The sequence below is a fragment of the Faecalibacterium sp. Marseille-Q4137 genome (genome assembly GCF_017377535.1).
Lineage (GTDB): Bacteria > Bacillota > Clostridia > Oscillospirales > Ruminococcaceae > Faecalibacterium > Faecalibacterium duncaniae.
Map to the genome: position 1 here is coordinate 49,006 of NZ_JAFREK010000007.1, position 11,739 is coordinate 60,744.

Genomic DNA, 11,739 nt, shown 5'->3' on the forward strand with positions numbered 1-11,739 from the left:
TCTTAGATCAGCCCTAATGACATTTCATTGGAGCTTTTAATGTTGAATACGATACGCCATTCAATATCACCCTCCACCGGCTCAAAGTGTAGAGAGGAACAAACTGCATGAAGTTTTTCTTTTGAGCTGTCTCCACACACGATTGCGATTGGACCGTCCGCTCCGCCGATAATGCCGATACAAGCAATATCGTTTCGTGCCTCTGGTGCATAGCGGTCAGAGCATGGCGCAATTTCCAAAGGCTTGTCCCCCTCAGCGCAATCACAGATCGTAACATCGCTGTCAGGTTCAGGAGAAAGTGTATAGCTCATAGCAGTAAAATGCGTAGGATAAAACCAGCGGTCAGAACCGTAACGCTTTTCGGAAATTGTCTGCTGCTCTAATTCCTGTACAGTCAATGTGTATTTTTTTCCACTGACCGGATGGAGGAAAGAAAACGAATCACCGGGAGCGTGTGCCTTGAAATGTGGTCCCGGGACACGACACGACTGCTGCTCCATTGTAAGGGAGAGGGCTTTTATTTCAGGACGGCGTTTGCTTGTCCACGGAAAAGCTGCCCGAAAAATCATCCATCCATAGGATGTATCCAAATCATAGTGTTCCAATGCCCACTTTGCTTCCGCTTCATTGATCACCCCGTCTGGCAAACATGGATTAAAGACCACGGAACAGCCGTGGGAGGTCAGCATTGTTTTCCCGTTCAATTCCAAACGAGGAATAAAGTCAAGGCAAAGTGGATTGTCTAAATCTATCTGCATTTGCTGCTCCTGCGTGAAGTATTCGCAGGAGTCGTTTTCGGGGTGTAAATCCCATTTAGTTATGAACTTGCGAATGTCTTCTTCCGGGGTACGCATACAAAAGTCCATGACGAGTCCCTTGCTGCAAGAATACGCCGCAGGAATAACCCAATGATGCCTCGCCCAGTCAAATTGCTTATTCAACCGGATTTCCGTTCCGGCATGGTCTTTTCCCGAATGTCCCCAGAAGTTTCCCTCAAAGTAGACCTTCCACTCAGGCATGGTCGGTTCTGCTTCTGGGTTCATATCAACATCATAATAGTCCTCGGTGTACTTGATCTTACTATAATCAAAAGATGCTTGCAGCTTTTTGATGTATACCCACGGCTGTTCCATAGGCGTCAATTTCATTTTCTCAGCAAGCTCTGATAGCGTTCTTTGCTGATCCTGCGTTGGAGGGTTGTCCTGCAAAAAGGCTTCAAACTGGGCTTTATCCCACATCCACGCCTGTTCCAGCGCTGCCGAATCACTGCAAGCAAGGAGCAACCTCAGAAAGTCTTCAAAATCGTTTGCCAGCGGATGAACAAAATCCGGAGCCGAGTTCATGGGACTGACGGAAAATACCATACCGCCAAAGTCTCGAACAAAGCAGAAGTGGATGCCGTCCACACCCGCCCAGCCAAAAATAGATGCACCTTTTGGCGTGCAAAAGTATGGGTTGTTATCTTCACGACGCTCCACCCCTACGGGCGAAAGGTCAATACCACTTCGCAAAAATTTCTGAAACACTTTATCCATAGACCTTATGCTCCTATTAAACTTTGGTCGAAGGCAAACAGAGCCTCGTTGATCTCAAAGACATTATAGTTCCCATGCTCCACGAAATACTCCACGATGATGTCAAACTTGTTGGAGTGGGAGAGCGCAAAGCCAGCCTTCATGAGCATATCCTTCATTTCAACAAGCGGCAGCTCAAGGGCAATGGCAAACGCAATGACCGTGGGCTTGGAAGGCTTATAAGACTTGTCCGAGCGGATCTTCGAGAAGAGCTTCCGGTCAATATTCGCCTTCTTATAGCACTGCGCGTCCGTCATGCCGCGCTCATCAATCTTTCGCAGAAGCATCTCGGAAAAACTCTCGTCGATCTGTCCCAGCGCGTCATCAAGGGTTGCCGCCTTTTTGGGGGCAGCCGCCGCAGAGACGGGAGGCATGAGCTGTTCGATTGCCTCTTCACAAACGGATGCCTCGCAAGGCATGGGTTCTTCCATCCGGAAGGCGTTCATCCTGCGCAGCCGCTCGGAACGACTATCGGTATGTTCGTCCACATAGCGGTCATCTATGTATGAAGCAATGTCGGCAAACAGCTTGCCGCTGATCTGATAGGCTTTGCGGTCGAAAATGACGATGTACACCGTCATTTCGTTTTCAAGAAGGAAACTGCTAATGGTGTCAATCGCCACTTTGAGAGCCTGATCCTTCGGATAGCCGAAAATGCCGGAGGAAATCAGCGGGAACGCAACCGACTCGCATCCGTATTTCTTCGCCAGCATAAGCGAAGTCTGATAGCAGGAGATCAGCAGTTCGCGCTCACCATGCCGCCCGTCATACCAGCGCGGACCGACAGCATGAATGACATATTTGCAGGGCAGCTTGTAGCCCTTCGTGATTTTTGCGCTCCCGGTTTTGCAGCCGTGGAGCGTTTCACATTCCGCCAGCAGTTCCGGTCCTGCAGCACGATGAATGCAGCCGTCCACACCGCCGCCACCCAGCAGCGACTCGTTGGCAGCGTTGACGATGGCGTCCACCTTCATTTTTGTGATGTCATTCCTGACAATTTGAAGCGGCATTATTCTATCCTCCGTCCTATCAAAGCGGCATCGGTGTCCGGGCGATCAGAATGACCGCCAGAATCGCGCCCACAAATGCCGCTACCCCTACGACTGCCAACACCTTTTTGTCGAGCTTCTTCTTCGCTGCCTTGCCAATCAGAGCAGTGCAAGCCATGCAGACAGCCGCAGCAACAAGCGCAATGCCCAGCGTTTCCCATAGCCAAGAAAGTTCATGTAGGATTTTCATGCGTTCATCATCTCCTGTTCGTTAAACTGGAAGTTGTTTATCCAAAATGAAATGGAATAACCATATCAAGTAAAACTGCAAGAACTATACTAATCGTTCCCATTAGCGCAGAACTCCTCAATGTGTCTCTCCTCAAAACAATAAGTCCAATAATAAAGACTATCACTTCCAAAACAGATTTTGCATTAAAATACCAGCATCCATATACAAAGCACATATTGAACAATACTGCCAAAATCAGCGCTGATAGTATAAATGCCAGTTTGCTTTTCCCCTTTGCATACCAACAGACAAAAGCCAATAATGGAGAAACAGCTGTAAATCCAAACCAAATCATCGCATAACTTCTTGGGAAAAATCCTGCAATATAGTTTGAATACAAATAGTAGCTTGCAACCATACCAACAAAGAATACAAAAACATTGATGCTTGCTCTTATTGCAGAATTGCTATAAATAGAAATACACAGTGCAATCAATATCCAGATTGCAAAACGCCCAAGAAAATTACCAATATCTAAGACTCCATTTATTGCCATAAGCACACCTGGAAGTTCAGTTTGACGAAAATCCAGATATTTTGAGAAAGTTCCCAAAGCTATTCCGAGAAACAATATCGCTATGGTATTTATAAGTTTTCTATTATTGGATATTGGATTTTCTGCATTCCTTATATCATTCAAAAAATTTATCATAATTACCCTCACAAATTCCGATTTGTCTGCCCCTTAAAGTCCAAGTCCTTCAACCCGCGCCGCAAGCTCCTGATGCCCGACGCAGCCCTTGAAAGCCTTGCCGTCCATCAGCTTTGCGCCTTTGCAGCTCGGCGCAAGGCGTTCGTTCGTCTTGCCAATGTCGCTTCCTCCGGAGGTTGCAAACGGGATGATCGTCTTGCCGGTCATATCATAGCTCTCAAGGAACGTATTGATAATCGTCGGCGCAACGTACCACCAGATCGGGAAGCCCACAAAAATTGTGTCGTAGTCCTTCATGTTGTCCCGCTTTATGGCAATCTCTGGACGGGAAGCAGGATCGTTCATCTCAATCGTGCTGCGGGCTTTCTTGTCCATCCAGTTCAGATCGGCTTCCGTATAAGGCACCTTCGGCTCAATCTCAAAGATGTCCGCGCCGATTGCCTCTGCCAGCGTCTCGGCAACCTTTGCGGTCACGCCGGACGCAGAAAAATATGCTACAAGTTTCTTGCTCATGGTGTTTTATCCTTTCAATATCTTCGTAAGCTGCTGTACAGACGCACCCGGCAGGATGGAGGAAAGATGCTGCATCATGCGCTCTTTGGATTCCTGCGGGTCTCGCTGATATGCAGATGTGATAAGGTCGTACCCGAAAAGTTCTTCCGGCGTCGCATACTCTGCGACACCCCAGCCATAAGGTCTTCCATATCTGTCCTGCATATAGACGAAATCCGCGATGCAGACATAGCTCTGCATTTGCAGCCGCGTGATGCACGTCTCAAAACCGGTGTTGCCGCCCTTGCGGTAGTTCAGAGCTTCTTTCAGCCGTTTGGAAAGCATCCTGCCTTCACCGGCTATGGCTTCATAAAGCTCTTTGTCCTTGTAGGACGCCAAGCCGTCATCCCAACGGGCGTCAAAGTCATAGCCGTCACGCCGGAAGTTCGCAAAGTCCGGAATCCACTCCCGGCTCACAAATCCAGCCTTCTTGTTGAAAAGTTTGCCGTAAAGACATTTGCCGCTCCGCGCAGCCGGTCCTTTCCATTCCCACGGACCATCTACATCATCCGCAAACCATAACTCAGGTGGGCAAAGTTCCTCGATGGAGAAGCCGTGAATCTCGTTCCGAAAGAAGGGCAGAAAGCCGTGTTGTTCGACGGCTGCAATCAAACCATCTGCACTATGTAGTTGTCTGGCATATCTCTTTGACATTACTCCGCCTCTTCAATCACGCCATAATCAATCAGGATATTCTTCTCCGCATACTGCGGGTAAACAACACCCATCATCTCATACTGATAACGTCTTACGCGGCGATGCTCCTGAACCGGCTCCGGTGCATACGCAGCGGTTTCGCAGTGCGCATACTCCGGCATTTCCGCAAGATCATCCCGAACAGCACGGATAAGCGCGTCTGCCACATCATCAATGTTCTTGCCGGTCTCCACGGCAACCAGTTCGTGCTTCTGGACTGCCTTGTCCAGATTACCGGGGGAGCGAAACAGCTTATATTTCATATCGTTGCCCGTCCTTTCTCTCTTTCGGTCTGCCTATTCTTCCTGAAATCTGTTCTTTAGGGACGCAATCATCGCTTGTGCGGCAATGCTCAGATACAAAACTCCAATTTCATAGATAAAGTCGCGGTCGATTACGATAAAGTATTCTCTAACGTGTGTAAAAACCAGTTCCATCAAGTCCCTGTACAGTGGATCATCAAAGGGCTTGAACCGCGTAAACTTGCTTTTGGCAGCGTCCCATGTCATAGACGCTTCGCCCTCAGCACTGGTCATTGCCTCACAGAGAATCATGCTGACACCCATTTTTCCGTTGCCGGTCAGGAGTTCTCCTTCGTAATAGCTGAGTAGGTCTTTCTTGCGTCGAATCGGAATTACATCGCAGTTGTCATCCAGCTCAAATGCAATCAGCTCCGCAATCAGTTCCCGCCAGACTGCATAACCGGCGTTAATGGTTCCGTCCTCTTCGCGGCTTATGGTATCGTCCATGCAGTATCGCTCAAAGAAATTATCTCCGTCAATCTCGTTGCGGGTGCAGAAGATATGCGCCAGCTCATGCAGAAGAATGTGTTTCAACTCTGCCGGATGACGCGCTATGTCTGTGCGCAGAAGGATTCCGTCCGCGCCGTCTCCTGTGCCGACGAATGCAGAGGCGTGAAAGTCAAAATAGCCGTCCTCTGTATATCGGTCTTCCAGCCGGTCAGGGAAATACTGCTTGCAGAACTGCTCAAAGACTTCCTGCTGGTTTTCCGTCTGAAAGCAGCACAGCACAAGGTTGTCCTCGCTGAACTCTGCCCCCAAGCGTTCGTTAAAGATGGAAGCGGCATAGAAAAGGGCTTCTTTATAGTCGTTATCGTTCATCTAATTACTATCCTTCATCCTCATTCAACCCTCCGGTCTGACATTTTTCAGGAAGTCAGAGTGCGGTACATAAGGCAAGTTGAGCTGCCAGCCCATGCGGTTCAGCTCGTTGAGCTTGATCAGCATCAGGTTGATGTTTGTTCCCATTGCAGCCGAGAGCTGCACCACATCGTAGTCCTGCTTCATCAGGTCAATCAGCTCATCATCGTCAATGATCATGTGTGAGGCAAACGCATTCGCCTCATATTCGTGTTTTGTGCGCATATCGAACAGCACGAACTCCGGGAGCGGTTCGTTTCCTTTGGCAAGCTCACGGTGAAAGGTATCATGCCCGATCTCGTGACCGCAAACCATTTGCATGATCAGATACTCCATGTTGGAGTTCAGAAGAATATGCCGCTCTTTATGGCGGTAGGTGTACATTCCGAGCAGATCGTTCAGATTGTCAAGAAAATGGAGATGAATGCCCAGCTCACGGGCAATCTTCAAGGTATCTCTTGTTCCACAGCTTTTGACAATGCTGTTCGCCTTTTTGTATATTTCCTCGGAGCGAATTATCACGGGACCTTCACCCCTTTCATGTTGAAAACAGTCAAAGTAAATCCGTCAAGAAACCGAGACGCAGACAGTTATTCCTCTGCGTCCGTACCGGTCTTCTTGTATTTCTTCGGCGTGTATTTCTCAACATTCCGGGCTTTGGATTCCCAATATATATCCTGCAACGCCTTCATCACCGCATCCTTGTCCTGCTCAGACAGCGTACCGCCCGCAAACAAGCCGGACATCCCTTCAATCAGGTCCTTTGCCTGTTTCATGCCACGGGAGCCGTACTGCTCGGATGCCTGAACCACAAACTCTTCGTCCTCGGTCAGCAGATAGTTCACATCCACCTTGAAGTATTCCGCGATTTTTCTGTAAGCGTCCTTGGTACGGGGAAAGGAAATGCCGTTCTCGTACCGGGTAATCATACGCCTGTTGATCCCCAGTGCATCGGCTACTTCCTGCTGGGTCAGCTTCCGCTTCTCCCGTTCAGCCTTGAATTTCTCTCCAAACGTCATTTTGGTAATCACTCCTGTTCACAAAAAGTTTGCGACATCAAATTGCGCAAGTCTATTGACAAAGGCACTTGAAGTGCGTATAATAATGACTGAGCAATCCAACTACTCATAGTATATCCTGAATTGCTCATCCTGTCAAGGGGCATGAGTAGTTGTACACGAAAAAGTTACATCTTTTGAGCAGTTCAAATGGACAGGCATTTATGCTGCCGAAGATCATCCGTACCGGCATACACCGGTATGAGGGAACAGGAGTGAGAAAAACAGAAATGGCTACACAGTACAGAAAAGCATACGTCCCGGTTACGCTGGATGTGGACAAGGAGGGGGCAATCCTCCCTCGCCTTATCTGGTGGGACAACGGTGTAATCTTTCAAATCGACCAGATTCTATACAAATGCCGCGCCACATCCAAAAAGGTTGGGGGCGGAGGCATCCGTTACACAGTTCAGATTCGCGGAAAGGAGTCATTTCTTTTCCACGAAGGAGACAAGTGGTTCGTCGAAGCAAAGGAGGACAACTGCTCATGATTTTATCCCAGCGCCAACTTGAAGAAATTGCAGCCTCAACAACGAAGGACTTCAACCGATTCTTTTTCGGGGATGAGGCGGACAAGCCCGACCGATCAGCTTTGCCAACACCCATTGATCAGTTTGCAAAGAACTATCTCGGTCTTCGCGTATCATTCGCCCGTCTCTCGCCGGACGGAAGCATCTGCGGTGTCACTGCCTATGCCGACACTGAGTACAAGATCACGGAACTTGGTATTACGCGCACACTGGCTTTGAAGCGTAATCAGGTCATCTTGGACGAGAGCTTCATTCGATCCGGCAACGTGCAGCGGCTCTGCGCCAAGCGCAGATTTACCCTTGCCCACGAGTGCGCCCATCAGATTCTCTTCCAACTGGAATCGGAAGAGGTAAAGGCGTCCTGCGAAATGAAATATTCCGCACGGACAGCCTATACGCCGCGAGAGCTGAAAACCCGCGAGGACTGGAACGAGTGGCAAGCAAATGTCTTGGGCGCGGCGATCCTGCTTCCTCAAAAAGAGGTTGACCTGGCAATGCGTCGGTTTGCAGAAACGCCGCTGATCAATTACGAGGGGAGGTATTCGTATGGTGATCACTTAACGCTGCGCCTTTTCTGCCGGTTGTTCGGTGTCTCCAAGACAACGGCGTCTATCCGTCTTCGTCAGCTCGGCTACATGGTAGATCGTCCATTCAGTGAGTATGTTGACCCATTGGAGGTGTGGTAATGAAGAGAGCATCTATTCGGGTTCAGGAACCGACGCCGGAGCTGATCGAAAAAATCCGCAGGGCAAGAGTTGCCATTTCCCAGCAGAAGCCCCGATACCTGAAATGTCCCTATTGTCAGCATAATGCCATTGCTGTCTACGAGGACACGAGGGGTCATGTAGAATCCAAGTGCAAGAAATGCGGGCGGATCACAGTCTTTGATGTGCTGAACATGAGAAGACTGCGCCCGCGTACCAAGTAAGAACCGGAGGACAAGCCTCTGTTCTAAAATAAAATATATGTCATAGCTGAGCTGTGGAGCCGCCTGATAGGTGAAGTCATCCTAATGCCGCATGAGACAGAGTGTAATTACTCTGTTTTATCGGCATGGGATTCAAACCTCACCGTCATGCGGCTCTTTTTCTGTCTTCACCCTTCCCGCTGCTCCCGCGCAGCGGAAAGGATGAACAATGAAAATCCCTAAGACCCCTATCGCGTTCGATTACGACCTCTGGACTACAGAGGACGGCAAGTGCATGGTGCGCGTGAAACGAACCGGCGAAGTTTCCGAGGTTGACCGCAAGGTTATGAGAATCCTTCGCGCAGAGGAAAAGCGGATCAGGCGCTCGTATGGCTCTGACAGCACCTCCGAGGATGAGGACAGTGCAGAAAAGTCTTCTGATTCTGTACTGTCTCTCGACGCTATGCCGGAGGACGATGTGAAGTCCGCTGCATGGCTGGCAGACTCCCGCGACTGCATGGAGGAACTGATCACCGCCCTCAAAGAGAAGGAGCTTCTTTCCATTCTGACCGAGAAGCAGCGCGAATTGTATCTTGCGATGACCCGTGAAGGACTGACTCTTCGAGAGTTTGCCCGAAGGAAAGGCATCGGCATCAGAGCTGCATTTGACCTCAAAGCAGCGGTGCAGAAAAAATTTCAAAAATTTTTTTGAGCGGTACTCAACAAACGGCAAAAAGATGTCCGTTGTAAAGTGAAAGGGTCAATCAGACCACTTCACTGTTCCTTGAAAACTGAATAGTTCAGTGCTGCGGATCTTTCCGCTTCTGCGAAGCAACACAGCTTCCGACGCCAAGACCTCCCGAAAGGGAGTGAGCGACCACCGGAGAGCTATAACAGTCGTGTGGTGCGGCTGCTTGCGACGATGCAGATGCCGGGTATAATGATACTTCCGTCTTTTCTTTGAAGGGGCGGCTCGGAGCGATCCTCGGAGGGGTGAGAGTCCCATGATACCGATTGACCATTGGTAGTCCGCAGCATTCCCGGAACTGCAAAGTTCTTCTGGCAGGGGCGCGAGCTGCAAATATGCCGGACAATGAAACAAACCCAAAAGAAACTTACTATATAGTTTCAGGATGAAAACTATGTGGCAGAGTGTCTTCACAAGATGCTCTGCCATATCCTTTTGTCCTGAATAATTCCACGAAACAGGAGGTGCTTAGAATATGATGGGCATTGAAACAATGAAAAACGTCAGCCCGAAAACGGTTGACCGTAGCACACTCGTTCAGAGAAGCAGCATCCGGCTTGATCCTGCGGCACCGCGAGAGGACAGGCTGAGGGAGTTCATCAAGCAGATCAGAAATCCCTACTGTTATCTGGACGGGAAGACAGTGGTGAAGATCAGCTTCGCCGAGACGGACACGACAATGGAAGATTGTCTGGAACACTATCTGAGAGGTCTTTGATTTATGAACAGTCTGAATCTTTTCACCCGGTTCTATGGACAAGCGATTGAGCCTGTGGTATAATGAAATCGGTCAAAAAAAGAAGAATACGGATTAAGCCGCTTGCCTTGATGGTCATGTGGCGTTTTCGTGTTCCTCTTCATAAGAGTTGAAGCAAGCCTTCGTCTTTCTGATTTGATGTACCACACCAAACAGAAAAACGGAGGTTATTTTTATGCCAGACAAGGTTTACCGCACGGCGATCTACTGCCGTCTGTCCCGTGAGGATGGAGACAAAGTAGAAAGCAACTCCATCGCCAGCCAGAGAGCCATCTGCGAGGACTATATCGCAAGACATGAGGATTTGGAGCTTGTCTGTGAGCCGTTTGTGGATGACGGTTACAGCGGCGTTTCCTTCAATCGTCCTCAGTTCAAAAAGCTGGAAGAGGCAATCCGCAAGGGTGCGCTTGACTGCATTGTGGTCAAGGATCTCAGCCGCTTCTCAAGAAACTACATCGACGGCGGACGTTACATTGAGAAGATATTCCCGCAGCTCGGCATACGCTTCATCGCAATCAATGATGCGTATGACAGTCTGACCGGTGATCCGCAGTCCGACTCCTTTGTTATCCCGTTCAAAAACCTGATTAACGATTCTTACTGCAAGGACATCTCCATGAAAATCCGAAGCAGTCTGGAAGTCAAGCAGAAGAGCGGTGAGTTTGTCGGCTCGTTCGCACCTTACGGCTACATGAAATCGCCGGAGAACAAAAACCAGCTCATCGTGGATGAAGCGGTCAGCGAATATGTGCAGATGATCTTTTCCATGTACAAGGACGGCTTCTCCATTGGGCGCATTGCAAAGCGTCTGAACCAGATGGGCGTCCTGTCCCCAATGGAATACAAGCATTCCGCCGGTGTGAAGTTTGATACCGTCTTCAAAACCGGCGATACCGCAAAATGGACATACAAAGCCGTCCAGCGTATTCTCACCAACGAGGTTTATATCGGCGTTCTGGCTCAGGGCAAGCGCGGCACTCCCAACTACAAAGTCCGCGTCGTGAAAAGCAAGGATGAATCCGAATGGGTCAAGGTTGAAAATGCGCATGAAGCTCTTGTCTCCTACGAGGACTTCATGGCGGTCAAGGTCATGATGCAGAGAGATATGCGCTGTTCACCCGATCAGGACGAGGCGCATCTGTTTTCCGGCTTCCTGTTCTGCGGAGACTGTCAGCAGCCAATGATCCGCAAGACCGTCCCGTCGAAGACAAAAAAGTATATCTACTACGTCTGCTCCACCAATAAGCACAGCCGGACGTGCAGCCCGCACAGCATCGCCGCAAAAGAGGTTGAAGAGAAGGTCTTCCGTGCTATTCATGACCAGATCGAGCTTGTCATCAATCTGGAACACGCGCTTGCGATGATAGAGCGGCTTCCGTCTCAGAGCCGTAAGGCTTTCAATTGCGAAGCCCAGATTGCAAAAATCGAGGAAGAGATTGAGCGGTATCAAAAGCTCAAGCTGGGGCTTTACGAGAACTTCATCGGCGGCGTCATTGATAAATCGGAATACTTTGAGTTCCGCAACAGCTACACCAAAACCATTGAGAACAAGCAGGACGCGCTTCTGCGGGTCAAAAAAGAAATGAAGCAGACGGTGACAACCGGCACAACCGAACGAAACTGGGTAACGCTTTTCAAGCAGTATGAAAACGTCGAAGAGCTGAACCGCCGTGTGCTGATGTCCCTTGTTGACCGCATTCTGATTCACGAAAACCATGCAATCGAAATTGTCTTCAAATACAGGGACGAATACCAGCAGACGCTTGAATACGTTCTCGGCTATGCCGATGAACTGGATATTGCCGTATAAAGGAGGGATGAGCA

Annotated in this window: 16 protein-coding genes; 6 read left to right on the top strand and 10 right to left on the bottom strand. The window is 49.3% G+C overall.

The window, feature by feature from the left end; all coding sequences use genetic code 11:
• Positions 1–2: 2 nt before the first annotated feature.
• The 10 genes from J3353_RS04645 to J3353_RS04690 form a co-directional block, all read right to left on the bottom strand.
• Positions 3–1,535, bottom strand: coding sequence for a hypothetical protein (locus J3353_RS04645; RefSeq protein WP_008396796.1), 1,533 nt, complete (start codon positions 1,533–1,535; stop codon positions 3–5).
• Between the two features lie 5 nt (positions 1,536–1,540).
• Positions 1,541–2,584, bottom strand: a complete 1,044-nt coding sequence (locus J3353_RS04650) for an O-acetyl-ADP-ribose deacetylase (protein ID WP_207684283.1) — start codon at positions 2,582–2,584, stop codon at positions 1,541–1,543.
• Between the two features lie 19 nt (positions 2,585–2,603).
• A complete protein-coding gene (locus J3353_RS04655) occupies positions 2,604–2,813 on the bottom strand; it encodes a hypothetical protein (protein ID WP_008816147.1) in 210 nt (69 codons plus the stop codon).
• A 37-nt stretch (positions 2,814–2,850) separates the two neighbouring features.
• Positions 2,851–3,507, bottom strand: a complete 657-nt coding sequence (locus tag J3353_RS04660; protein ID WP_004851532.1) for a hypothetical protein — start codon at positions 3,505–3,507, stop codon at positions 2,851–2,853.
• Between the two features lie 33 nt (positions 3,508–3,540).
• Complete coding sequence (locus tag J3353_RS04665) at positions 3,541–4,020, bottom strand: flavodoxin (RefSeq protein ID WP_207684284.1); 480 nt, start codon at positions 4,018–4,020, stop codon at positions 3,541–3,543.
• 6 nt (positions 4,021–4,026) lie between these two features.
• Positions 4,027–4,713: a hypothetical protein gene (locus J3353_RS04670; RefSeq protein ID WP_147561322.1), complete on the bottom strand. Its 687-nt coding sequence runs from the start codon at positions 4,711–4,713 to the stop codon at positions 4,027–4,029.
• Positions 4,713–5,018 carry a carboxylate--amine ligase gene (locus J3353_RS04675; RefSeq protein ID WP_147561320.1) on the bottom strand — a complete coding sequence of 102 codons (306 nt, stop codon included), beginning with the start codon at positions 5,016–5,018 and terminating at the stop codon, positions 4,713–4,715. Before J3353_RS04675 ends, J3353_RS04670 begins: the two co-directional genes overlap by 1 nt.
• Positions 5,019–5,051: 33 nt before the next feature.
• A complete protein-coding gene (locus J3353_RS04680; RefSeq protein ID WP_147561317.1) occupies positions 5,052–5,876 on the bottom strand; it encodes a hypothetical protein in 825 nt (274 codons plus the stop codon).
• A 24-nt stretch (positions 5,877–5,900) separates the two neighbouring features.
• Positions 5,901–6,365, bottom strand: a complete 465-nt coding sequence (locus tag J3353_RS04685) for an ImmA/IrrE family metallo-endopeptidase (protein ID WP_242700854.1) — start codon at positions 6,363–6,365, stop codon at positions 5,901–5,903.
• A gap of 140 nt (positions 6,366–6,505) precedes the next feature.
• Positions 6,506–6,934 (bottom strand): helix-turn-helix domain-containing protein, encoded by a 429-nt coding sequence (locus J3353_RS04690; protein WP_005934745.1) that lies wholly within the window; start codon positions 6,932–6,934, stop codon positions 6,506–6,508.
• Positions 6,935–7,137: 203 nt separating this feature from the next.
• Between J3353_RS04690 and J3353_RS04695 the strand changes: the two genes are divergently transcribed.
• The 6 genes from J3353_RS04695 (at position 7,138) to J3353_RS04720 (ending at position 11,725) form a co-directional block, all read left to right on the top strand.
• Entirely contained in the window at positions 7,138–7,464 is a 327-nt protein-coding gene (locus tag J3353_RS04695) for a hypothetical protein (protein WP_005934743.1), read from the top strand.
• A complete protein-coding gene (locus tag J3353_RS04700; protein ID WP_008816141.1) occupies positions 7,461–8,189 on the top strand; it encodes an ImmA/IrrE family metallo-endopeptidase in 729 nt (242 codons plus the stop codon). Before J3353_RS04695 ends, J3353_RS04700 begins: the two co-directional genes overlap by 4 nt.
• Positions 8,189–8,431 carry a hypothetical protein gene (locus J3353_RS04705; RefSeq protein ID WP_005934741.1) on the top strand — a complete coding sequence of 81 codons (243 nt, stop codon included), beginning with the start codon at positions 8,189–8,191 and terminating at the stop codon, positions 8,429–8,431. The genes J3353_RS04700 and J3353_RS04705 overlap by 1 nt, the downstream gene beginning before the upstream one ends.
• 208 nt (positions 8,432–8,639) lie before the next feature.
• Positions 8,640–9,122, top strand: a complete 483-nt coding sequence (locus J3353_RS04710) for a hypothetical protein (RefSeq protein ID WP_147561313.1) — start codon at positions 8,640–8,642, stop codon at positions 9,120–9,122.
• A gap of 511 nt (positions 9,123–9,633) precedes the next feature.
• Positions 9,634–9,876 (top strand): DUF6870 family protein, encoded by a 243-nt coding sequence (locus tag J3353_RS04715; RefSeq protein ID WP_050005989.1) that lies wholly within the window; start codon positions 9,634–9,636, stop codon positions 9,874–9,876.
• 214 nt (positions 9,877–10,090) lie between these two features.
• Entirely contained in the window at positions 10,091–11,725 is a 1,635-nt protein-coding gene (locus J3353_RS04720) for a recombinase family protein (RefSeq protein WP_207684286.1), read from the top strand.
• Positions 11,726–11,739 lie beyond the last annotated feature (14 nt).

Coding starts and splice junctions, on each gene's coding strand:
- J3353_RS04645 (WP_008396796.1), bottom strand. CDS start 1,535: ATGGATAAAGTGTTTCAGAAATTTTTGCGAAGTGGTATTGACCTTTCG.
- J3353_RS04650 (WP_207684283.1), bottom strand. CDS start 2,584: ATGCCGCTTCAAATTGTCAGGAATGACATCACAAAAATGAAGGTGGAC.
- J3353_RS04655 (WP_008816147.1), bottom strand. CDS start 2,813: ATGAAAATCCTACATGAACTTTCTTGGCTATGGGAAACGCTGGGCATT.
- J3353_RS04660 (WP_004851532.1), bottom strand. CDS start 3,507: ATGATAAATTTTTTGAATGATATAAGGAATGCAGAAAATCCAATATCC.
- J3353_RS04665 (WP_207684284.1), bottom strand. CDS start 4,020: ATGAGCAAGAAACTTGTAGCATATTTTTCTGCGTCCGGCGTGACCGCA.
- J3353_RS04670 (WP_147561322.1), bottom strand. CDS start 4,713: ATGTCAAAGAGATATGCCAGACAACTACATAGTGCAGATGGTTTGATT.
- J3353_RS04675 (WP_147561320.1), bottom strand. CDS start 5,018: ATGAAATATAAGCTGTTTCGCTCCCCCGGTAATCTGGACAAGGCAGTC.
- J3353_RS04680 (WP_147561317.1), bottom strand. CDS start 5,876: ATGAACGATAACGACTATAAAGAAGCCCTTTTCTATGCCGCTTCCATC.
- J3353_RS04690 (WP_005934745.1), bottom strand. CDS start 6,934: ATGACGTTTGGAGAGAAATTCAAGGCTGAACGGGAGAAGCGGAAGCTG.
- J3353_RS04695 (WP_005934743.1), top strand. CDS start 7,138: ATGCTGCCGAAGATCATCCGTACCGGCATACACCGGTATGAGGGAACA.
- J3353_RS04700 (WP_008816141.1), top strand. CDS start 7,461: ATGATTTTATCCCAGCGCCAACTTGAAGAAATTGCAGCCTCAACAACG.
- J3353_RS04705 (WP_005934741.1), top strand. CDS start 8,189: ATGAAGAGAGCATCTATTCGGGTTCAGGAACCGACGCCGGAGCTGATC.
- J3353_RS04710 (WP_147561313.1), top strand. CDS start 8,640: ATGAAAATCCCTAAGACCCCTATCGCGTTCGATTACGACCTCTGGACT.
- J3353_RS04715 (WP_050005989.1), top strand. CDS start 9,634: ATGATGGGCATTGAAACAATGAAAAACGTCAGCCCGAAAACGGTTGAC.
- J3353_RS04720 (WP_207684286.1), top strand. CDS start 10,091: ATGCCAGACAAGGTTTACCGCACGGCGATCTACTGCCGTCTGTCCCGT.